Source organism: Paracoccus sp. KKT209 (assembly GCF_055635455.1).
Map to the genome: position 1 here is coordinate 1,493,879 of NZ_CM145758.1, position 19,538 is coordinate 1,513,416.

Here is a 19,538-nt window from a genome sequence, read left to right on the forward strand (position 1 = left end):
CTGACTGCGGTTTTCCTGTATTCATGGTCGGCAAGAGCCCAAAAGGCGGATTTGCCGTGCATCTTTCAGACCGACCCGATTGCGCCCAGACGGGCAGCGCCGTCCGCCAGCGCATCGCCAACCCGGCCGAGTTGCTCTCGGCCGTCAAGGCGCTGAAGCCGGATATCCTGCGGGGGGCTTCGGACGCCCAGCTCAGCGGCTTTTTGTCACATGCCTCGGTCCGGCGCATGCGCCGCCGCAAGGAAATCCTGCGCCAGGGGGAACCTGCGGATTGCGGCTTCATCGTCCTGGAGGGCCAGGTCGACGTCACCTTCACCGATCCGGACGGCAACCGCGTCCTGGCGCATCTCGCGCGCCCCGGCGAGGTACTGGGAGAGGCCGAGTTGTTTTCCGGCCTCACCTGCGCGGCCAGCTGCGCCTGCCAGCCCGGCGCCCTCCTGCTGCTGTTCGACGCGCCGCTGATCCTGCGCCACATCCCGGCCGAACTGCTGTTGCGCAACCTGGCCCGCATCTTCCACAACAGGATGATCCGCGACAACAGCATGCATTCCGTTGCGATGTTCTATGACGCGGCCGAACGGGTCCGGGTCCACCTGCTGTCGATGTCCTCGACCGACGCGCCCGAGGTGCAGATCAGCCAGAACGAACTGGCGGGCTTCGCCGGCTGTTCGCGCCAGACCGTCAACCGCACCCTGTCGCAGATGCGGGCCGAAGGCATTGTCGAAATGGGGCGCGGGACGATCCGCGTGCTGGACCGGCAGAGGCTGGTGGAGTTCCGCCACGGCGACAGCCCGGTGCCTTCGGGCTCGCCCTTCGTCGCCCGTTTCCGCGGCGGCGCCCCGGCGGAAGGCGCAAGGCAGATCCCCCAGATGCCGGAAGCGTGACCCGCATCCGCAGCCGCAGGGGATGAACAAGCGGGCGCAGGTGCCCTATCTGGCTGAGAAGGCGCCCTTTCATCTCCCGGAGACCGCATGTCCGACCCGAACCTCAGCCATGACCGCGCCGGAGACCGCTATGCCCGCGAGCTGGAGCGGCACCTGGACTGGCTGGACAGCTTCACCTCCACCGCGCTTGGGGTCCTGTCGGCCGCCTCGGGGATCTACACCTACCTGGGGGTGCGGACGCTGCTGGACGATCCCGGCATCTGGACGACCTTCGCGGCGCTGGCCTATTCCATCGCCGTCTCGGTCGGCATCTTTGTCTTCTGGTCCTATCTGCTGCGGCTGCTACCTGCCGTGCGTTCGGCCGCCTCGCGCGTCGGGCTGCTGCTGACCATGGCACTCGGCTCGGTCGCGATCGTCGCCATGTCGTCTTGGCTGAACGCGGCCGCACTGGCCGGGGGCGCGGCGGTCGAAACGCATATGGCGACCACCGTGCAGAACTATCAGACATCGCTGGAACGGGCGCATTCGAACGCGGTGGCGGGCCAGTCCCTGTCGCGCGACGTGGCCCGGGTGCGCCAGAGCTTTCAGGACCTGTCCGAACAGGAGGCCGGCGGCACGCTGTCGGGATTTTCGGGGCGCGGCGCGGTCTTCCGGGTCCTGACCCAGAAGGGGACCGAACTGCAGGCGCTGGAGGATCAGTTGGCCGAGGTCTCTGCACCGATCGAGGCGACCTTCGCCCAGGGCAACACCATCCTGTCGCGGATGCGCAGCGTCTCGGTCGCGCCCGGCGGGCTGGAGGACCGGACCGTGCGCTTTTCCGAGGACGCGGTCGAACTGGCGGGCCTGATCACCCAGCTGCGCCAGCTGAACCCCGCGCCGCTGGTCAGCCGTGCGGCGCAGGACCTGTCGGATGCCGTGGTGCTGCCTGAACTGGACGGCGCCACCGCCGCCACCCGCGCGGGCCAGTCCAGCACCATCAATTCCGTCCTGACCCTGGTCGAGCAGCGCGCCCAGACCCTGGCGACAGCCGCGGCCGAGGTGATGGCGCTGCCCCCGCCCGACGACGCGCTTTATACGCCGATGTCGGCGGCCGACGCCGTCATCGTCTATGCGGAAAACTTCGTGCCAGCCTGGGCAGGCGCCATTTCCATCGACCTGCTGCCAGCGGTCCTGGTCTTCATCATCATGGTCGTGCAGGCCGCCATCCGCATGGGCCGGGGCGAAGGCCACAGCGACGACCGGATGACCGTGGGGGAACTGCGCGCCGCCCTGGCGGCCTCGGACCTCCTGCGGCAGGTCGAGGCGCTGAACGCCCAAAGGCATGTCCCGGCCGCTGTGACGCCGCAGGACAAGGCAGGTCCCGGCACGGCCGCGCCGCCCCAACCGCAGGGCACCCCCAACGGCCGCGGCGCCTGAGATGGCTTGGCTCTCGTCCCCGCAGCGGGCGATCCGGGCGGTTCTGGTGTCACAGGTGCTGCTGGCGATGGCCATCGTCGGACTGGACCTGCTGCGCAGCCCCGGCACAGCGGCGCCCGGCCTTTTCGCACCCCCCGCGCAGGGGCCGAGCGTGCGCCCCTATCGCCCCGACCTCCGGCCCGCGGACCCCGCGCAGCCGGGCGCTCCGGCGATGCGTCCGATGGCCGATGCCCTGGAATTCGCGGCCGACGCGGAGGCGATCCGCCTGACCGGCCAGATCGCGCCGGGTGATGCCGACCGCTTTGCCACCTGGCTGGACCGCAACCGGCCCGCGGCGCTGCGGGTGATGCTGGACAGTTCCGGCGGCTCGGTGTCGGACGCGCTGGCCATCGGGCGCACCATCCGCGCGGCCGGCTACGCGACCGAGGTGGGCGAGGGGGCGGTCTGCCTCTCGGCCTGTCCCTACATGCTGGCGGGGGGCGTCAGCCGCAAGGTCGCCTCGGGCGGGATCGTCGGCGTCCACCAGCATTACTTTGGCCGGAACACCATCCTGCCGGCCTTCATGGCGATCAACGACCTGCAGCGGGCGCAGGCGGGGGTCATGGATTACCTGACGCAGATGGGCGTCGATCTGCGGCTGATGACCCATGCCCTGCGCACCCCGCCCGAGGAGATCAACCTCCTCGACGCCACGCTGATGGAGGAGTTGCGCCTGACCACGCCCGCCGCCCAGGGCTGAGCGGTTGCGGCGGGACGCGCCCTTGCATAGCAACGGGGGCGGCAGGACAACAGGAGGGAGGCCGCGTGCAAGCCCTGATCGATCAACATCTGGGCAACCCGCTGATCCTGGCGGCCCTGCTGTTCCTGGCGCCCTTCGTGCTGGAGGAGGCGGCGATCCTGGCAGCCGCGGCACTGGTGGCCTCGGGCGACATGGCCACGGGCCTGGCCCTGGGGGCGGTGGCCCTGGGCATCGTGGTCAGCGACTGGTCGCTTTACGCGCTTGGCGCCCTGGCCGGCCGCAGCCGCCGCATCCGGGCCTGGATCGATCCGGCGCAGCTGGTGCGCGGTCACCGGCTGCTGCACCGGGGGGCGGTGCCCGCAGGCCTTCTGGCGCGGCTGATCCCGTGGCTGCTGTTTCCGGTCTTCGTGGCCAGCGGCTTTCTGGGGGTGGGCTTTCGGCGCTTTGCCGCGATCAACGGGGCGATCGCGCTGGTCTATGTGGTGGTGCTGTTCTTTGGCGCCCTGGGCCTGAACGTGGTCCTGCTGGACTGGCTGGGCAACTGGGCCTGGGCGGTGGTCGGGCTGTTGCTTCTGGCGCTCATCCTGGGCGGGCGATGGGCCGCGCGCCGCTATTTTCCAGTGGATGACGCATCCGCGGACTGAGGTCCCGGCCCCTCGGCCAGACAATCCAGCGCCTCCGCCAGCAGGTCGTGATGCGTCCAGGGCAGAAAATGGTCCGCCCCCTCGATCATGACGCTGCGCAGGCGGGCATGGCCCGACAGGCGGCTGCGCAGGTAATCGGTGTTGCCCGGCGGCACCAGCGAATCGGCCAGCCCCTGCACGACGGTCACAGGCATCGTCAGGCGCGACAGGTCCGGCCCAAGCCGCATCAGGTCCTCGCGCAGCGCCAGCAGTTCGGCATTGGAATTCGTCAGCTCGGTCGGCAGCAGCTGGGCAAAGAAATCGGTCGCCGCGACCTGCTGCAGGGGATGCGTCTCCTCCAGCGCCGGATCGGCCGCCGGCGCGACCAGCAGCAGCGCCGCCACCCGCTCCGGATGATCGGCCGCCAGCCGCAGCGCCACGGGGCCGCCATAGGAATAGCCCACCACGATCGCCCCCGGCCCCCCGGCCGCGCCCAGCAGCGGCAGGACCGCGCGGGCCTGAGCCTCAAGATCGGTCAGGGGCTGGTCGCCGCTGCCGCCAAAGCCCGGCCGGTCAGGGGCCAGGTACAGCCGCCCCGGCGGCGCATCGGCCAGAAACCGCGCCCATTCCTCGCCCAGACCCGGGCTGCCATGCAGAAAGATGACCCGCTGCCCGTCGCGCTGGCCTGCTGCCAGCACCGACAGCGGCGGACCATCCGCGACAGGCCCGACCTGCACACGGCGGGGGCTTCCGGGCGGCAGATCGTCGAATTCCAGCCCCAACCCAGTGATCGCCGTCACCTGTTCGCGCAGCGGCTGCAGCGGCTCCAGCACATAGGCCAGCGCATCGGCGGCCAGGGTGGAGTCCTCGGCCGGGATCTGGATGATCTGCCCGGGCTGCGGGCATTGGGGAAGGTCGGCGATCATCGGCAGGCATCCTTGGACTGCGCGCTGGCCATGGGCGCCGGTGCAATGTCAGGCCCCTGCCGCTTGGCCGCAAGAGGCGTCATGAACTGGGCGGATAGACGCGGCGCAGGGCCTCCTGCCGGCGCTGCAGGCGGAACATGCCCCGCAGGCCCACCGGCCGGATGCCCTGCCTCCGCATCTTGGCCCCGATGCCGAACAGCAGGCGGTATTGCCGCCACAGCGCGCGATAGGCACCTCCAAGCGTGCCTTCGCCCGACCAGATGTGCAGCATCTCGGCCCCGGCGCCGTTCAGCTCGACGATGCGGAATCCGCGCCCCTCGCGCAGCTCCTGCGGGCTGACAAAGCGGATGTCGAAGCGCCCGAAGTGAAAGTCCGGCAGCTCGCGCGAGATCTGGTCGATCTCCGCCTCCAGCTGCGGGGTGATTTCGGATGCAGCGTCGCGATAGACCGCGCCCAGCCTGGCGCTGCGGGCATTGGTGAGGCTGTGGAAGGCATCCCGCGCCGGCACGCTGTTCCAGCTTTCGGGATGGCGGTCGCGATAGAGATCGGCGTTCGGGCGCAGGATGCTGTCCTCCTGGACCAGCTGCGCCACGCTGCGGCGGCCGTCCCCGATGACGTGCGGCGGATAGACGAAGGCCATCGAGATGATCCGTCCCCGCGCCTCGTCCGGCTGGCGGACATAGAAGATCGCGGCTTCGCCGGGCATGTCGACCAGCGCCTGCAGCAGGACCAGCGCGCCGGGCGGCTGCACGGCAAGATAGTCCGACAGGTCGGCCGGCGTCCTCAGCACCCGGACGCCCCAGCCCTGATAGCCGCGATCAGGCTTGCCCACGACGGGAAAGCGCAGCTCGGCCGCCTCCATCGTACGCAGCGCCTTGGCGGTGCGGTCGGTGCCGGGGCAGCATTCGACGCGCGCGAACGGGGCCAGCCGACGATGTCCCGCGGGTCCGAACAGATCCAGCGCCTGCGACTTGCTTTCCCCCCAGAGGCCGCCCGCCTCCATCGAGGGGTTGGCGGCGGTGGGCAACGTGACGCTGCCGTGGCGCAGCGACAGGCCCAGCCACATCAGCGCCGGCAGCAGGTAGAACAGCCGCTCGGGGATGCGCCGCTTGAAGCGCGGATAGCGCGGGCCGGGCGAAGGACGCAGCGGCATGCGCGCGGCGTCCGTGGGGCGTTGGTGCAGGGGATAGGTCAATGATCGCGGTCTTCGGGTCCGGTCGGGGCGGGTCATGACGCAGCGGCCGGTCGGGCCGCAGCACGCCTGCGAGGGGGCAGCATGGGTCCTTTCGCCCGAAAGGTCCAGTTCACAAAGGTCAGGCGGCCTGCCCCCGCACCGGTCGGGCGCGGGGACAAGGACCTCAGGCGGCGGTCTCGGCCCGCCATTCGCCACCCGGGCGATAGCGGGCGGCGACCTTGCCGCCCTCCAGCGCCAGCAGGTGCAGCCAGCCGTTGTCGAACAGCGCCCTGACGCCGGGGTGGCGCGCCAGGATGTCGCTCATCGCCTCGGTCGGGGCGTCGATCATCACGGTCAGGCGCAGCGCCTCGTGGCTGGGGCGGGTGCCGTCATGGACCGCCTGCCAGGGCAGGCCGGGCCGCAGCCGCCCGCCATTGCCCTCGACCACGCCGATGCCGCCGGTGACGTTGTGGAGCAGCTTGTTGCCTCCGCCAAAGACCTGCGGCGCCACGGTCGAGCCATAGTATTGCAGGCTGATCCAGCTGGCCACCACGACCGGGGCGGTCAGGATCAGTTCCAGCACGCCGAAGTCCGGGTCTTGGTCGCGGTCATAGCTGTGCAGGAAGGCCCGCCCGCCCAGATCGACGCCCCGGGTCGCGGCGCGCGGCGCGGCGATGAAGGCCGCGCAGCCCGCCAAGCCCCATTCGGGCCGGGTCTCGGCCCAGTTGGCCGCCCGTGCCGCCAACGTGGCGGCGCTGCCACCCGGCAGCCGTGGCGCCCGTTCGGCCCGCGTGCGGGCACCGGCCTGGTCCAGCCAGGTCCGCGCCTGCGCCAGGTCGGCCGCATGGTCGCGGGTCGGGCCCTCCTGGTACAGCGTCACATGGTCGGTGGTGGTGTCGTGCAGCGCCGCCACGAACAGCGTGTCCTCGGGCAGGGTGATGTCTTGGGCGGGCAGCGCGGCCCGCGTCTCGGCGTCGTTCAGCAGCCCCGCCAGCACCCGGGCCGAAACCTCGCCCGTCCGGCCCCCGCAGGCGCCGCAGTGATAGGCGCTTTCATGCGGGTTGTTGGTCACATGGGCGCCGTGGCCGACCAGCAGGATCAGCCGGGCATGCCCCTGCGTCAGGCCCATCGCCCGCAGCACTTTGGCCGCCAGTTCGCCCTTGGCCTCGGCCGAGAGGCTGTCGGCCAGGCGCGGTGCGGGCGCGGGCGTCGGGCCATGGCCCCGACCAAGCGCGTCCTTCAGCAGCTTGGCGCCATAGATCGGGCCTGCCGCCTCGACGAAGGCAAAGGAGGAGACCGCCGCCTGCCGGAACCGCCCCCAGGCCCGCGCCGCCCTGGCCGAGATCCGGGCATCCTGCTCTGACGCCGCGCTGCCCTGGCTGGTCGCCTGCAGGCCGGGCCGCAGCAGGACCGGCAGATGCGCCTCGACCTGGTCCGAGGCATGGGGGTGATGCGCCAGAGGCAGGCCGAAGAAACCCGCAAATCCGATGGTGTCAACGGTGGGGGCGACATCCTCCAGCGCCCGGCGGAAGGTCTCGGACCGCACGTCGATGCAGAAGGCCGCCTGCAGCGCGGGCCGCCCGTGCAGGGACCGCGGCCCCGCCAACCGCGCCGCCAGCCGCCGCTGATGCGCGCGTTCGGCCGCATCCTGCAGGATGGCGTCCAGCACCTGGTCGGCCGATGGTTCGACCGGCAGGGCATGGCGCGCCACCACTTCGGCCCAGGGCTGGGCCAGCTGCGGCAGATGCGCCAGCAGCGCCTCGTCCCAGATCAGCCGGATGGCCAGGAGGTCGGTCAGCGTGGCGTCGTCGCCGCCCTCCAGCTCTGCCTGCCAGGACAGCCAGCGTGCGTGCTGCGCCCAACCACCCAGGTCGATCAGCAGTCGATGGAACGCCGTGGGGGCCGAGGCGGCCGTCAGCGACAGCCGGTCGGCCGCCCGCAGGATCGCCCGTTCGGCCGTATCGGGGCAGGCGGCGACATGGGCGCAAAAGCCCGCCAGACCCGCGATTTCGGGGGTCAGGTCATGGGTCGCCCATTCCCGCCAGGCGGAAAACGCGTCCTGATTCGGGGCGGGTGTCCACAGGGCTTGGCCTTGGTCGAACCGGCCGGCGGCCCACAGCCCGACCGCGCGGGCGATGATCGCGGGCCAGTCGGTCCCGGTCGCAACTGCGGCCAGGTCAGCCAGCGTCGGAAGGGCCGCAGGCGTGGCGGCGGGGCAGGCCAGCCGCGCCTTCAGCATGGCCAGGTCCACCGGCTTCAGCGCCGAGGTGCTGGCGATCAGGGCAGCGGCCAGGTCGTCGTCGCTGATCCGGCCCGAGGCGACCTCGGCCGCGAAATCGGCGCGCGGGCGGGTCAGCGACAGGCCTGCGACCCGCGACAGGCGCGCGGCGGCGGTGGCCAGATCCTCCTCCGTCTGGCCCAGAAAGGGGTTCACGGCGACGGTGGCGGACAGCGGAAAGGCCGGGGGCACGGCGCGGGCGGCGGCGGTTGCGGCATCCAGCAGGTCGGCGGCCCGGTCGGCGGTGATCGAGGCGTGGTTCAGGAACATGGGAACCTCTTGGTCCAAGGGGGGATCAGTGGGACCGGACGGCGCGGAAGCCGCCGATCAGCCGGTCGAAGATCGCGTTCAGGTAAAGGCCGTTGGCCAGGTGGACCCGCAGCGCGGCCGAGGCCGGGTGATGCGCCCAGAGCGGGAACAGCGCCTGCGCCACCGCCACCAGCCCGAACGAGGTCAGCGCCAGCACGATCAGCGCCCATTCCAGCGCACCCGGCACAGGCGGCTTGGGCAGGTGCGGACCCCACAGCAGGGCCGCCAGCAGGTGAAACCCGAAGTAGCCGACACCCGCCGCCAGCGAAGCCACGGCCGTGCGCCGCGTCAGCGCCATCGGCGCGGCATCCGCCAGCCCCTGCGCCACCAGATAGGCGGTGCCAAAGATCAAGATCGCCCCAAGCGCCAGCGCCTGCGCCGATTTCGGCCCGCCGATCGCCCAGAACCCGAAGGCCACTGCGGCATAGAGGACCAGCGCCAGCGCAAAGGCCCGCGCCACCGCGCCCACGCCGGGCACCGCGACCGGACCCGGCCGCCGCGCCGCCGCCACCGCCTGCACCGCCTGGCCCGAGGCCAGGAAGCCATGCGCCTTGTAGAGCGAATGCGCCACGATGTGCAGCAGCGCCAGCGCCCAGAGGCCCAGGCCGCACTGCAGCAGCATGAAGCCCATCTGCGCGATCGTGGACCAGGCAAGCGCGGTCTTGACGGCGCTTTGCGTCAGCATGACCGCCGCGCCGAACAGCGCCGTCAGCCCGCCCAGCATGACCAGCGCCGCCATGGCGCCGGGGCTGGCCTGCACCAGGTCGGCGGTGCGGATCAGCAGCAGCCCGCCGCCGTTGATGATGCCCGCATGCAGCAGGGCCGAGACGGGGGTCGGCGCCTCCATCACCTCGGTCAGCCAGCCGTGCAGCGGGAAGGACGCGGTCTTCAGCAGCGCCGCCAGCACCAGGGCGGCGACGGAGATCTTGGCGGCCAGCGGCAGCACCGGGACCGCGCGGGCGGCATCGTTCAGGGCCTGCAGATCGGTGGTGCCGAAGGCCTGCCAGGCCGACAGCGCCGCCACGACCAGCGCCAGGTCGCCCGCGCCCCAGACCCGGCTGAACTTGGCCGCCGCGCGGCGTGCCTCGGGCCGGTCGGGATAGAACAGCAGCAGTTGCCGCATCACCAGGCCGATCGCCAGGAAGCTGACCGTCATCAGGATCAGGTCGCCCGACTGGACCAGCAGCAGAACAACGGCCAGGCAGGCCAGGATGCCCGCGTGACCACGTGCGGCGCCGGCCTCGCCCACCAGATAGGTCCGGGCATAGCGGACCACGATCCAGCCCACAAAGGCCACCAGCAGCGCCATCGTCGTGCCGACCGCATCCAGCCGCAGCGTCACCCCCGGTGCCAGCGTCAGGACCTGCGTTCCCGTCAGGGTCAGCTGAAGGACGCCCGCACCGGCCAAGGCCAGGGCGGCCAGGGTCGTGGCTTCGGCCATGCGGGGCATGGCGGCGCGGCGGGGAAAGGCCAAGGCGACAAGCGCGACCGCCAGCAAGAGCGCGGGGGCCAAAAAGGGCAGGGGCAGGATCTGGGTCATGGTCAGGCTCCGGAAACACGGTCCTGCTGCAGATAGCTGCTGGCGAACTTTCAGAAAATTACATATTTTCTGTGAAAACATTCTGTCTGGTAGAACGATGGCCCTTTTGAACCTTCACCATCTGCGCCTGTTTCGGGCCGTCGCACTGGACGGTACACTGACCGGCGCCGCGCGCCAGCTGAACCTGTCCCAATCGGCGCTGTCGACGCAGCTGCGCGCGCTGGAGGCGACGCTTGGGCATGACCTGTTCGAACGGCGTGGCCGCGGCCTGATCCTGACCGAGGCGGGCCGGATCGCGCTGGACCATGCCGAGGCGATCTTTCGCGCGGCGGAGGACCTGACCGCCACCCTGCGCGAGACCGGCCGCGCCCGGCGCGCGCTGCGGGTGGGGGCGCTGGCGACGCTGTCGCGGAACTTCCAGATGCATTTCCTGCGCCCGCTGATCGGGCGTCCGGATGTCGAGGTGGTGCTGCGTTCGGGTTCGCAGCGCGAATTGCTGCGCGGGCTGGAGGCGCTGTCGCTGGACGTGGTGCTGACCAATCTCGCGCCCGCGCGGGATGCCGCCAGCCCCTGGCTGATCCATCGCCTGGCCGAGCAGCCCGTCAGCCTGATCGGGTTGCCGGGCGGCATGGGGCGCACGCTGGCCGATCTGCTGCAGACGGAACCGCTGATCCTGCCCGTGCCGGAAACGGCGCTGCGTGCGGCCTTTGATGCGATGACTGCGCGGCTTGGCGTGTCGCCCATCATCGCGGCCGAGGCGGATGATATGGCGATGCTGCGCCTGCTGGCACGCGAGGGGGCGGGCCTTGCGGTGATTCCCCCCATCGTTGTGCGCGATGAGCTGGATGCCGGCATCCTGGTCGAGGCCGCCCGGCTGGACCAGATCACCGAGACGTTCTACGCCGTGACCCTGCAACGACGCTTTCCCAACCCGCTGCTGACGCAGCTTCTGGCCGGAGAGTGAGGAAAGTGGTGCGGGTGGAGGGACTTGAACCCCCACGCCTTGCGGCGCCAGAACCTAAATGTGACGAAGGCGGTGCGAAATCAGCGGCTTGGGTCTGAAGTTTCGCAAGACAATGCGTGAACAGGCCATGAAAGTGCGAAACTGAAAATCAGGAGGAAATTGATGGCTCGGCGCTTTGACCATGACATGAAACTACCTGAGCGATATCGCGCCTCGACGTGGGTAGACCGGCACCACAAGGACACCATGCCCGGCATTGCGTGGGACATGGACCGGCATTGGCTTACTGCTTCCGAATGGCTTGCTTGGGTTCGAAGGCGTGACGGGCAAAAAACGCGATGGGACGGTAAGCGATGGGGCTACCCGCCCCGCCCACAGATCCGGGTCGGCTTCATGCCGTATTCCACCATCGCGACCCGCAGGCTCCCATAGCCCGCCCGACACGACGACCCCGGAAGGAATGCCACACCCGCGCGAAATCAACGGGCTAGGCCGTATCACACCAGCAAACCGCCCTATTGATCCGCAATGACTTTCGGGCGCAAATGTATCAGGAGGCAAGCAGATGAGTGGGTATGAATGCGTCACCGCGCAGATCCAGTGGTGGGCCGAGATCGGCACTGTTGACGGCGGCGGCATGGGGCGCATGGAAAGCGTCGAGACAGCCTTGCCATTCCCGACAAAGGAGGAAGCGGAGGCGTGGTTAGATGCTCAGGGGTGGCTTTACGATGAGCGGATGCTGAGACGCCACAAGCCCGGCATCAACTATGGCTTGGCGCGCGTCAGGCGGGTTGAGCAAAGGGACCTCGCGCGGTGGATCAAGGATGGAGATGGGAATGAGTGACCGCCCGACAGCCGCAGAGGTGCTGTGCGACCTAGCCCGCGCCAAGGCGACCTTTCAGCAGCGCGCCCTGATGGCCGTGATTAACCAGCGCCCAGCCACCTATCACAAGGACACCGCTAATGACTGACGAAGCACCGAAGATGCCGCGCGTTATCTGGGCGCAGCCTGAACATGAGGACGACCCGGCGTATGGAAACTTCTGGATACGCAGCAAGGTAGCGCCGTCTGTCCGCTACCACCACGACGACGTAGTGCGGGAACTGGTGGCGGCGCTGGTGGAATGCCGCGACGAACTGGACGCATACAGCCGTCAGGAATACCCGCTGGATCATCCAGTGCATGAACGCTACCGGCAGCGCGACTTTGACGCAAACCCGGCGCGGATTGCCCTTGCCAAGCTGGAGACGGAACATGAGTGACGCGACCGCACTGGACAAGCTGATCCCATCATATGACCCCGACCGCAACGCGCGCGAAATCCCGGCTGATCTGCTGGACTGCGTGCGCGACCTAAAGCAAGGCATGATCGTGTGGGACTGTGGGTCGCCAATCGTCATGAAGGGAACGCGGCGGGTTGCGATGCTGGAACCTGAAGATCTGGCAATGCCATCCGGGGCGATTGCAACGCTGCGTTCCGTCTGGCAGCGGTATTGACTGAAGCGGCGGGCAGGATCTCCCCGCCCGCCTGCTGTTACTGCGCGACCATCCGCGCGCCGGTCGGGTAGTAGCCCACGTCCCGCACCCACATGTCGCCCGTGCGGGGATCGGCGTTATACTGTTCCGCCGTGTAGTCGCCCAAGGTCCGAACGGCCACATTGAAGATCGGATAGAACTGCACTTTGCGGGTCAGGTCTTGGTGGCGGGCGTGTAGCACTTGGCAACCCACTTCCAGATCATTCACGAAGAAAGTCACTTCCGACTTGGTGGTGTCCACCGGATCGTAGCGGACATGGCAGGCCCAGGACGTATAGACTTCATCCAGCGGGATACGGGGGGCGCCGTATTGATCCACGTCGAACTCATAGCCCATCTTGCCGGCTTTGTTCTGCCATTGCCCAAGCGGGCCGTAGTGCTGCGCGAAGCTGCTGGTGTAGGGCGTATCGGCCGCACCCCACGATCCGTTGAACTTCTCCAGGATGTCGATCTCACCGGGCCAGCGGTTTTCCCAAACGCCGCGCGAGTTCTGCACCCGGTTGACCATCCAGAACGCTGGCCAGCTAAAGCGCCGGTTCGGGATCTTGGCCTCCATCCGCCAGGCGCCTTCCTCGCCGCAGACTTCATTCAAGTGCAGGCCCTGAAGAACAGCCGCTTGGAAATGCCACTGGCGCGGGCTGCCGTCGGCGTTGGTTCCCCATGCCACGGGCGAAGCGTAGCCGCGAGAGTGCAGCCTGATTGCCCGCTCTGCCGGGTCATAGCTGATCGGATTGACTGCACCCGGAACAGTTTCATCGACGTAAAGGCCCGTCTCGCCGTTGCCGTCCTGCGCGCGGCCATGCGACAGCGCCGACATGTAGCAGGGCTGACCGTCAGCCGTCCGGCCCGTGGGGGACCATTTCAGGGTCGCAGGATCGAAGGCATTGGCCCGCGTGGCTCCCGACAGGTCCAGTCGGCGCAGCGGGCGGTGGAACGGCTGCGTGATCTGCTGCGGCTCGGCCCCCTCGACAAAGCGCACGGTGACGGTTCCGCCCTTCTGCTTGTCGCCCAGGCCCTTCACGCGGATGCCGACGCGGAATGCACGGCCGTCGGTGTAGCTGCTGCGCGGGCTGATCTTGACCCAGTGCAGCGGGTCATCGCCGGGCGACCAGTGATAAACCACGTCCAGACCGGCGAACCGCTCGCGGGCCTGCGTACCGTTCCCAACGTTGATGCCGCCGCCATTCACGTTCACCAGCCGGTTGGCGAAGGCCATGAAGGACTGCCAGTCGCATTGATCGACAGCCACGGGGATGTAAATGTCCTGCGTGCCGGGCGGGACGATCACCTCGGCCGGAATGTCCAGCTTGGGTGTGGCCGAGAGCGTCCAGATGGGCACGTCAGGCACGGCCGGGGGCGCGGGATCGACAGGTGCAGGCTCGGCCGGGGCCGGGTCTGCGGGCTCCAGCGCGACCAGTTCCTCGACAAGCGCCGCGCTGCTGCGCAGATGGCCGGCCAGGGTCATGAGGATTTCATTACGGGTTGGCATGGTGGTCCTTTCTGGACGGGGATGGGGATTACTTGACGGGGGCGCCAGCTTTGCGCAGGGCATCCGACAGCGCGTCGGCCTCTTGGATCGCCTTGCGCGCTTGCTTGCGGTTGAAGATCGTGCGGGTTTTGCCAAACCACCGCTCAAAGCCCGCCCAGATCAGCGATCCAAGCGTGATTAGCGCATAGACCGTCTCGGCAGTCACATCGACGGGCAGAGGCAGGGGAACGCCGAAGGCTAGCGCGACCTGCGCGGCCACCGCGACACATGCGAGGATGAAACTGCGGTTTGTGAACGCAAGCGACCACCGCTTGCCGGGGCCTGCAATGGCGTTGGCCTGCTCGATCAGGCGGGACAGGTCGCGCAGGGTTTTGAAGATCAGGAGGGGGTTCATCAGTTTGCTCCGAAATAAGCGGCGATTGCAGCCGTGAGGGCCGCCAGCGCGGCGAAGATGGCGGCGGTGCTGCCGGTGATGGCGGGTTCGGCTTCAGGGGCTGTGGCGGGCGTTTTGGCGGGCTCCAGCGCCATTTCCACGGCATGTCCGACGACACCCGGCACGGTTGCCCATTTGCCCTCGGGGTCGATGCCGGTCACGCGGATGGTCCAGCCTCGCCCGTTCTTGGGGAAGCCGGTCTGGGGGTTCGTCAGCGAGCGCAGAAACGACATGCGGGCCGCGCAGTAGTCGCGGATCAGCTTCACCGTGCCGCCAGGGTAGGCCATGACAGCGGCGAGGGTGTTGGGGCCGATCTTGCCGTCAGCCGTCACGCCCACGACCTGTTGCAGCACCTTTGCCGCGCGAGAGGGGCCGGAGTTTACGCCGAAGTCAAAGGCCGCGTAATCCAGACCCGCCGGCAGCACGTCGCCCCCACTCTGGCCCCAGTAGCTTTTGCGATAGATCGCCTCGGCCTCGGCCAATGTCAGCGCCTTGACCTCGGCTGCCGTGACGGACGCAACGCCACGATGCGCGGCGAGGGTGCGATGGGTCACGCCGTATTTGGTCGGCCCTCCCCTATCGCTGGCAAGGTTGGAATAGCCGCCCTCATGCCCGAACATCAGGGCAAGGCTTCTTGATAGGTTCTCACGCAATGGAGCCTCCATGCGAAAAAGCCCCGCGAATGCAGGGCGTTACGTTCTTGATTGGGTCTTGATTCTAGGTCAGAGGCCCACGCAGCAGGCTTGCGATGGCGTGGATGTCCGCCATGCGTCCGCAGTGCCGATCTTCGGCAAAGACGCGGTTCATCTTGGCAGCGAAGGCAGCGCGGGCGCGGCACTCAGGCAGCCCCCACACTATCGCGCAGACAGGCTTATATCGGCCCGTCAGCAGAAGGCCGAGACAGCAGGATGCATTCCAATGAAGCATGGCAGAACCCTATGACATGGGGCCTCAGTCGTGACGGCGGCCCATCCGTGACGTGATCTCAAGTTCCTTGGCCAAGTCCTGCACGGCATGGACAATTCCGCCGATCCGTTCGCCCATCGCATTGCAGGCGCTGGTGTTGCGCTCCAGTGCCGAGGCCAGGATGTCGATGGACCGCTTGAGGCTTTCGCCCGTCGCCTTGTCCATGCCGGTCTGTTCCATGCGCGAGTGCAGGTCATACAGCGCCTGCCGCAGTTCGTGCGGGTCAGGCTGCCGATCCGCCGGGGGCTTGCCGTCGGACTTCTTAACCCCGATCCGGGTGGCGATTGCCAGAATTGTCGTGCCGAAGATCAGGCCAATGGCCTGCCAAACCTCCACCCAGTTAACGCTTTGCATTTTTGCGCTCCCGCCAAATTTTCAGTTCCCGCCCGCAATCGTGGGCAGCGGCGAAAAGCGCGGTCCCGCAAAGGCCGAGGGCAATAAAGCCGTAGGTGAATGTTCCGGTTGACCAGATGCTGACCCGCGCGAGCGAGAGGCTCATGGCCAGAAAAACCTGCATGTTCAGCATGACGGCGGCGACCCGGATAAACGGGGTCCATGCCGCGCGGCCGTTGATGTGAAGCGCGGTGTTGTGGATGACGCCCACGACACAATAGAGCACGCCCCAGTGAAATTCTGACATGACGAATAGCGCCGCTCGGAAGCTGGGGCTGGCCATGCTTTGCGTCGGGAGCGCCAGCAGGACACCGAACAGGACGGTATAGATGGCCAAGACCCATTCCAGCCGGCGCTGCGGAAAGTTGGTGAAGAACCTCATTGCCGTTTCCTCACCCCTGCGGCCATGACGACTACGCTGGCGCACCACGTTGCCAGCGCCGCCATCAGATCGCCGTCACCATAAAGAGCCGCAGCCACGCAAGCGAAGGCGACAGCCGTTGCATCAAGAACCGCATCCCAATACAGCGCGCGGGTGCGCTTGGGGGCCAGCGCCAGCTGCGCCCCCTCCCACACGATCAGATAGGCCGCAGAGACGATCACAGCGGCCGTCCAGCGGTCGAAGATGATCGCCAGTGCCGCCCATGGCCCCAAGGCGATATAGGCGTGACCGCTGAACACAGCCGCCCACACATGCGGATCTTTCTGCGCCTCGGGGGTGCGGAACATGTCGCGGATCAGCCCGATCATCAGACCGTCACCCCCTTGGCCGAGGCGATGTTGCGCATCTCGGTTTCCAATTCGAGAGCCTGCGCCGCAGATACGCCTGTCGAGTGGACATGCGCGATCATGTCGCCGGCAAAGTAGTTCGATCCGCCTTGCGAGCCGAGATACTGCGAGTTGTTCAGCAGGATCGCGACGTTGCGCTTGGTGATCGTTGCCGTGTGAACCACCGTGCCGTTCAGTCGGACCTCAACGGTGGTGTCGGTGGCGTGGACGCCGATCATGTACCAGGTGCCCGCAGCGATGGTCACTCCGGGAACAGTCGTCGTCACGCCGGTGTTGCCGCTGAAGGTCACGAACTCCAGCGCGCCCGCGTTGATGCGGACCATGTAGGCCCGGTCGGGCTGCGTGTAGAAATACACGCCCATCTGACGCACGGCATCTACGGCAGAGGGCCGGACAACCGCCCCCCAATACATGTCCGCAATCAGGTAGTCATTGCCGCCCATCGTGGACATTTGGCCGCTGGTGCCGTTGAACGTCACGCCGACAGGCGCCGTGCGCCAAGTCACGCCAGCGTTGCCGGTATAGACATGCGCGCCCGCGCGGTCGGTGATGGTGCTGCCGGTGCCTTCTGTCATTTCCCAGATACGGTCAATGGTCCGCGCGCCGGTGATGCCGATGGCGTCGATAGGCACCTGCAGCGCGGCAGCGGTTGCGGCTGCCGTGGCTACCTTCGACACGACATGCCGATTGCCGGGCGTGGCATCCCAGGTCGTCAGGCCGGTTGCGTCCACAGCAATGTTGCCGTTTTCGTGGCGGCGACCGAAGATGCCGCTGTCGCCGTAGATGCCGTGATAGACCGCCGCCGGGTCCCAGCTGTTCCGAAGTCCGTTATCCAGCGGCGAGAAGTTCTCGTAGCTGACGAAAGATGCCTTGACCGGATCGCGCAGCGGGTGGGTATTGGGCGCGGGACCGGTGAACACGTCGCCTGCGACTTCCCACGGGTGCAGATAGATCGGCGTTGGCCAGCCCGAAGCGACCCGCTGAGTTGAGGGAATGTCGCGAGTGGCGTTGTATTCGGTCGTCGCGCTGTCATAGCGCCCGAACATGGCCCATAGGCCCGTGACCTTGGCCGCGACCAGATCCACACCGTTAAGTGGGCTGATGCCGTCGCCCACGCTGTCCAGCAGGCGGGCCGTAGAGATAGGAGCACCCACGTCAATGACTTTGACAGAGGCATCCGGGGCGGCAGCCAGCAGCGTCCGCATACCGGTAACGTCGTCGGTAAATGCCGTGCGCGTCTGGCCCTTGGTGCCGAAGATGTCACGCACCGCCGCGTTGGCCCGGTTGTTGTAGGACCCGACCGTGCCCTGGTAGGCATAGACCGGGACCGAGGACAGGCCATAAGCGTCGAGATGGCCGCGAATGGCCGGACCAGCGCCGGGCACCGTGGACGAGGCAACGGCGCCGATAAGCTGGATGTCGCCCGCCCGGTGGGCACGGCAGGCAATCGCCAGCGCGGCAGCGTCGTCGCAGTCGCCCGCATAATCAGACACCAGCAGGACGCGCTGCGCATTGACAAATCTGCGTGCGTTCCGCAGCCCACCCCGCCACAGCGGCCCGTCACGGAGAAGCCACCTCATCAGACGGCCATCCGCACGACTTGCGCGCCCACGCCGCCGGTGCGCCATGCCGTGACGGAAGCCCCCGACTTGAAGCTGATCGCCGTTCCCGCCAGCGCCATGTCGATGCCGTCATCCTCGCTTGCCGGTGTGCCGGTCTGGACGCGGACGGCCCCGCCGCGCACCTGCCAGACTTCATCGGTCGTCAGCGTGACGGAGGTTCGAGTTGCGTAGGGCTGTGCTTCAAAGATTGCCATTTTGGCCTCCGTTGTTCATTGAATTCCGAAAAGCGCATCCAACTGCGCGTCAGTCAGGTTCAGCGCCGCCCCAAGGGCCGCGATGAATGGGTCCAGCCGGTCGATGCGGGTCGCTGCGGGCCAGATGATTTGCGCCATGTCCCGATCAGCCGCAGGGATGCGCTGGAGGATCTCGGCCGGGATGTCGCCCCGCGCAGCCGCAAGAGCCTGTTCCGGCGTCAGGATGCGCGCTGACAAGGTACGGCCGATGAACTCGACCTTCGTTAGTGTGGCGTCTCGCGGCGCGGGGGCATGGGCAGGCAGCACATTTCCAGCGCGCGCCTGCCGGAACAGCGCCGCCGTCTCCGGGTCCGTCTCCGCTAATGTGATGGGTATCCAGCCAAGGCGGGAGTGATTGATCTCAGCGTTAATTCTGCCATCCAGCGTCCAGCGGGCGTTGCGCATTACGACACCCGCACAAACAGCGTGGCCCCCTCTGGAGCAACGCCGCCAAGGCAACGCCATGATCCATCGGGGGTGCTGCCCTCCCGGATGGTGCCATCAGAATTGACCCCCGAAAATCGCAGGCTTGCGCCAGCAACAGTGCTGCCAAAACCAACTAGATTGCCCGTCTTGTTGCGGAGAAATGCCAGCGAATTGATCGGCCCCGCCTGGCTCGTCGGGTTTGACGTGTCGGTCCAGATTGACGCCCCGTCGCGCGTAAATCCGGCGCCGCCATTGATCCGGATAGCCCCTGTGCCGGTCTGTACAATGTCTAGCGTTCCGTTGGCCCCGCTGCCCCGGATAATCCGGGCGTTGAAGTCCGTTTCCGTGGTGCCGTCCACGTTGAAATCCACGATCCGCGCGCCGGGCGTTGTGTTGCTGCGCCCGACCTCCAGGCTTGCCAGCCCTTCATGCATGACGGCATTGCCGTTATAGGTGAACGTGGCAGGCCCCACGCGCAGATCGCCCGCGCCGCCGGTCAGGCCCACGGTGTCGGCCGCCGCGCGATACATGCCGGTGTCGGTGTCGTCGTTGAAACTCCAGGCGGGCGCGTTCGCCGTGCCGTTGACCGTCCGCATGTTGCCGCGCAGGGGCACCGCGCCTGCCGTGATGTCGTTGATCGCGGCAGCCATGCCGTTCATCTCGTCATCCATCTTGGACGCGAGGATCTGGACGCCCGCGTCACGGTCGGCCACCCATGAGAAAAGACGGCTAAAAATACCGCTCGAATTTATCGGCACAGCGGCCTCCTTTTGTGCATTGAAAGTGGGGCGGGGCGG

General features: G+C 67.8%; 23 protein-coding genes. 9 read left to right on the top strand and 14 right to left on the bottom strand.

Translation table 11 applies throughout. The annotated features are described in order from the left end of the window. Window positions 1-56: 56 nt before the first annotated feature. The 4 genes from ACZ2G3_RS07390 (at window position 57) to ACZ2G3_RS07405 (ending at window position 3,683) form a co-directional block, all read left to right on the top strand. Window positions 57-884 (top strand): Crp/Fnr family transcriptional regulator, encoded by an 828-nt coding sequence (locus ACZ2G3_RS07390; RefSeq protein ID WP_470398744.1) that lies wholly within the window; start codon window positions 57-59, stop codon window positions 882-884. Between the two features lie 87 nt (window positions 885-971). Next, entirely contained in the window at window positions 972-2,300 is a 1,329-nt protein-coding gene (locus tag ACZ2G3_RS07395) for a hypothetical protein (protein ID WP_470398746.1), read from the top strand. A 1-nt stretch (window position 2,301) separates the two neighbouring features. After that, window positions 2,302-3,039: a COG3904 family protein gene (locus ACZ2G3_RS07400; RefSeq protein WP_470398747.1), complete on the top strand. Its 738-nt coding sequence runs from the start codon at window positions 2,302-2,304 to the stop codon at window positions 3,037-3,039. A 65-nt stretch (window positions 3,040-3,104) separates the two neighbouring features. Beyond that, entirely contained in the window at window positions 3,105-3,683 is a 579-nt protein-coding gene (locus ACZ2G3_RS07405; protein ID WP_470398749.1) for a DedA family protein, read from the top strand. Here ACZ2G3_RS07405 and ACZ2G3_RS07410 read toward each other — a convergent pair. From ACZ2G3_RS07410 to ACZ2G3_RS07425, 4 genes are all read right to left on the bottom strand, one after another. Beyond that, the gene (locus ACZ2G3_RS07410; protein ID WP_470398751.1) at window positions 3,650-4,588 is read right to left on the bottom strand and encodes an alpha/beta fold hydrolase; all 939 of its coding nucleotides are present in this window, start codon (window positions 4,586-4,588) and stop codon (window positions 3,650-3,652) included. The two genes, ACZ2G3_RS07405 and ACZ2G3_RS07410, sit on opposite strands and share 34 nt — an antisense overlap. Before the next feature lie 79 nt (window positions 4,589-4,667). Next, window positions 4,668-5,783 carry an ATP-grasp domain-containing protein gene (locus ACZ2G3_RS07415; RefSeq protein ID WP_470398753.1) on the bottom strand — a complete coding sequence of 372 codons (1,116 nt, stop codon included), beginning with the start codon at window positions 5,781-5,783 and terminating at the stop codon, window positions 4,668-4,670. A 163-nt stretch (window positions 5,784-5,946) separates the two neighbouring features. After that, window positions 5,947-8,310: a YbcC family protein gene (locus ACZ2G3_RS07420; RefSeq protein ID WP_470398755.1), complete on the bottom strand. Its 2,364-nt coding sequence runs from the start codon at window positions 8,308-8,310 to the stop codon at window positions 5,947-5,949. A 25-nt stretch (window positions 8,311-8,335) separates the two neighbouring features. Then, window positions 8,336-9,889, bottom strand: a complete 1,554-nt coding sequence (locus ACZ2G3_RS07425; protein WP_470398757.1) for a proton-conducting transporter transmembrane domain-containing protein — start codon at window positions 9,887-9,889, stop codon at window positions 8,336-8,338. A 97-nt stretch (window positions 9,890-9,986) separates the two neighbouring features. On the opposite strand from ACZ2G3_RS07425, the gene ACZ2G3_RS07430 reads away from it, so the two are divergent. From ACZ2G3_RS07430 to ACZ2G3_RS07450, 5 genes are all read left to right on the top strand, one after another. Further along, window positions 9,987-10,853, top strand: a complete 867-nt coding sequence (locus ACZ2G3_RS07430; RefSeq protein ID WP_419267688.1) for a LysR family transcriptional regulator — start codon at window positions 9,987-9,989, stop codon at window positions 10,851-10,853. Between the two features lie 565 nt (window positions 10,854-11,418). Beyond that, window positions 11,419-11,697: an ETC complex I subunit gene (locus ACZ2G3_RS07435; protein WP_470398759.1), complete on the top strand. Its 279-nt coding sequence runs from the start codon at window positions 11,419-11,421 to the stop codon at window positions 11,695-11,697. After that, window positions 11,690-11,824 (top strand): hypothetical protein, encoded by a 135-nt coding sequence (locus ACZ2G3_RS07440; RefSeq protein WP_470398761.1) that lies wholly within the window; start codon window positions 11,690-11,692, stop codon window positions 11,822-11,824. The genes ACZ2G3_RS07435 and ACZ2G3_RS07440 overlap by 8 nt, the downstream gene beginning before the upstream one ends. After that, entirely contained in the window at window positions 11,817-12,116 is a 300-nt protein-coding gene (locus ACZ2G3_RS07445) for a hypothetical protein (protein ID WP_470398763.1), read from the top strand. The genes ACZ2G3_RS07440 and ACZ2G3_RS07445 overlap by 8 nt, the downstream gene beginning before the upstream one ends. Next, complete coding sequence (locus tag ACZ2G3_RS07450) at window positions 12,109-12,351, top strand: hypothetical protein (RefSeq protein WP_470398764.1); 243 nt, start codon at window positions 12,109-12,111, stop codon at window positions 12,349-12,351. Before ACZ2G3_RS07445 ends, ACZ2G3_RS07450 begins: the two co-directional genes overlap by 8 nt. 37 nt (window positions 12,352-12,388) lie before the next feature. On the opposite strand, the gene ACZ2G3_RS07455 is transcribed toward ACZ2G3_RS07450, so the two are convergent. The 10 genes from ACZ2G3_RS07455 to ACZ2G3_RS07500 all read right to left on the bottom strand — a co-directional run bounded on the left by ACZ2G3_RS07455 (window position 12,389) and on the right by ACZ2G3_RS07500 (window position 19,499). After that, window positions 12,389-13,879: a hypothetical protein gene (locus tag ACZ2G3_RS07455; protein WP_470398766.1), complete on the bottom strand. Its 1,491-nt coding sequence runs from the start codon at window positions 13,877-13,879 to the stop codon at window positions 12,389-12,391. A 28-nt stretch (window positions 13,880-13,907) separates the two neighbouring features. Continuing rightward, entirely contained in the window at window positions 13,908-14,273 is a 366-nt protein-coding gene (locus ACZ2G3_RS07460; RefSeq protein ID WP_470398768.1) for a hypothetical protein, read from the bottom strand. Then, window positions 14,273-14,932, bottom strand: coding sequence for a glycoside hydrolase family 108 protein (locus ACZ2G3_RS07465; protein ID WP_470398770.1), 660 nt, complete (start codon window positions 14,930-14,932; stop codon window positions 14,273-14,275). Before ACZ2G3_RS07465 ends, ACZ2G3_RS07460 begins: the two co-directional genes overlap by 1 nt. A 331-nt stretch (window positions 14,933-15,263) precedes the next feature. Continuing rightward, window positions 15,264-15,632: a hypothetical protein gene (locus tag ACZ2G3_RS07470; protein WP_470398772.1), complete on the bottom strand. Its 369-nt coding sequence runs from the start codon at window positions 15,630-15,632 to the stop codon at window positions 15,264-15,266. Further along, the gene (locus ACZ2G3_RS07475; RefSeq protein WP_470398774.1) at window positions 15,619-16,053 is read right to left on the bottom strand and encodes a hypothetical protein; all 435 of its coding nucleotides are present in this window, start codon (window positions 16,051-16,053) and stop codon (window positions 15,619-15,621) included. Before ACZ2G3_RS07475 ends, ACZ2G3_RS07470 begins: the two co-directional genes overlap by 14 nt. Next, window positions 16,050-16,421: a hypothetical protein gene (locus ACZ2G3_RS07480; RefSeq protein WP_470398776.1), complete on the bottom strand. Its 372-nt coding sequence runs from the start codon at window positions 16,419-16,421 to the stop codon at window positions 16,050-16,052. The genes ACZ2G3_RS07475 and ACZ2G3_RS07480 overlap by 4 nt, the downstream gene beginning before the upstream one ends. Then, window positions 16,421-17,953: a nucleoside hydrolase gene (locus ACZ2G3_RS07485; RefSeq protein WP_470398778.1), complete on the bottom strand. Its 1,533-nt coding sequence runs from the start codon at window positions 17,951-17,953 to the stop codon at window positions 16,421-16,423. The genes ACZ2G3_RS07480 and ACZ2G3_RS07485 overlap by 1 nt, the downstream gene beginning before the upstream one ends. 86 nt (window positions 17,954-18,039) lie before the next feature. Beyond that, the gene (locus ACZ2G3_RS07490; protein ID WP_470398779.1) at window positions 18,040-18,276 is read right to left on the bottom strand and encodes a hypothetical protein; all 237 of its coding nucleotides are present in this window, start codon (window positions 18,274-18,276) and stop codon (window positions 18,040-18,042) included. Window positions 18,277-18,291: 15 nt separating this feature from the next. Beyond that, the gene (locus ACZ2G3_RS07495) at window positions 18,292-18,720 is read right to left on the bottom strand and encodes a hypothetical protein (protein WP_470398781.1); all 429 of its coding nucleotides are present in this window, start codon (window positions 18,718-18,720) and stop codon (window positions 18,292-18,294) included. Beyond that, entirely contained in the window at window positions 18,720-19,499 is a 780-nt protein-coding gene (locus ACZ2G3_RS07500; protein WP_470398783.1) for a hypothetical protein, read from the bottom strand. Before ACZ2G3_RS07500 ends, ACZ2G3_RS07495 begins: the two co-directional genes overlap by 1 nt. Between the last annotated feature and the right edge of the window lie 39 nt (window positions 19,500-19,538).

Bases quoted from the DNA above. Each gene is read 5' to 3' on its own strand.
- ACZ2G3_RS07490 (WP_470398779.1), bottom strand. From the start codon at position 18,276: ATGGCAATCTTTGAAGCACAGCCCTACGCAACTCGAACCTCCGTCACG.
- ACZ2G3_RS07430 (WP_419267688.1), top strand. From the start codon at position 9,987: ATGGCCCTTTTGAACCTTCACCATCTGCGCCTGTTTCGGGCCGTCGCA.
- ACZ2G3_RS07470 (WP_470398772.1), bottom strand. From the start codon at position 15,632: ATGCAAAGCGTTAACTGGGTGGAGGTTTGGCAGGCCATTGGCCTGATC.
- ACZ2G3_RS07425 (WP_470398757.1), bottom strand. From the start codon at position 9,889: ATGACCCAGATCCTGCCCCTGCCCTTTTTGGCCCCCGCGCTCTTGCTG.
- ACZ2G3_RS07465 (WP_470398770.1), bottom strand. From the start codon at position 14,932: ATGTTCGGGCATGAGGGCGGCTATTCCAACCTTGCCAGCGATAGGGGA.
- ACZ2G3_RS07495 (WP_470398781.1), bottom strand. From the start codon at position 18,720: ATGCGCAACGCCCGCTGGACGCTGGATGGCAGAATTAACGCTGAGATC.
- ACZ2G3_RS07395 (WP_470398746.1), top strand. From the start codon at position 972: ATGTCCGACCCGAACCTCAGCCATGACCGCGCCGGAGACCGCTATGCC.
- ACZ2G3_RS07460 (WP_470398768.1), bottom strand. From the start codon at position 14,273: ATGAACCCCCTCCTGATCTTCAAAACCCTGCGCGACCTGTCCCGCCTG.
- ACZ2G3_RS07450 (WP_470398764.1), top strand. From the start codon at position 12,109: ATGAGTGACGCGACCGCACTGGACAAGCTGATCCCATCATATGACCCC.
- ACZ2G3_RS07435 (WP_470398759.1), top strand. From the start codon at position 11,419: ATGAGTGGGTATGAATGCGTCACCGCGCAGATCCAGTGGTGGGCCGAG.
- ACZ2G3_RS07480 (WP_470398776.1), bottom strand. From the start codon at position 16,421: ATGATCGGGCTGATCCGCGACATGTTCCGCACCCCCGAGGCGCAGAAA.
- ACZ2G3_RS07420 (WP_470398755.1), bottom strand. From the start codon at position 8,310: ATGTTCCTGAACCACGCCTCGATCACCGCCGACCGGGCCGCCGACCTG.
- ACZ2G3_RS07455 (WP_470398766.1), bottom strand. From the start codon at position 13,879: ATGCCAACCCGTAATGAAATCCTCATGACCCTGGCCGGCCATCTGCGC.
- ACZ2G3_RS07440 (WP_470398761.1), top strand. From the start codon at position 11,690: ATGAGTGACCGCCCGACAGCCGCAGAGGTGCTGTGCGACCTAGCCCGC.
- ACZ2G3_RS07410 (WP_470398751.1), bottom strand. From the start codon at position 4,588: ATGATCGCCGACCTTCCCCAATGCCCGCAGCCCGGGCAGATCATCCAG.
- ACZ2G3_RS07475 (WP_470398774.1), bottom strand. From the start codon at position 16,053: ATGAGGTTCTTCACCAACTTTCCGCAGCGCCGGCTGGAATGGGTCTTG.
- ACZ2G3_RS07400 (WP_470398747.1), top strand. From the start codon at position 2,302: ATGGCTTGGCTCTCGTCCCCGCAGCGGGCGATCCGGGCGGTTCTGGTG.
- ACZ2G3_RS07445 (WP_470398763.1), top strand. From the start codon at position 11,817: ATGACTGACGAAGCACCGAAGATGCCGCGCGTTATCTGGGCGCAGCCT.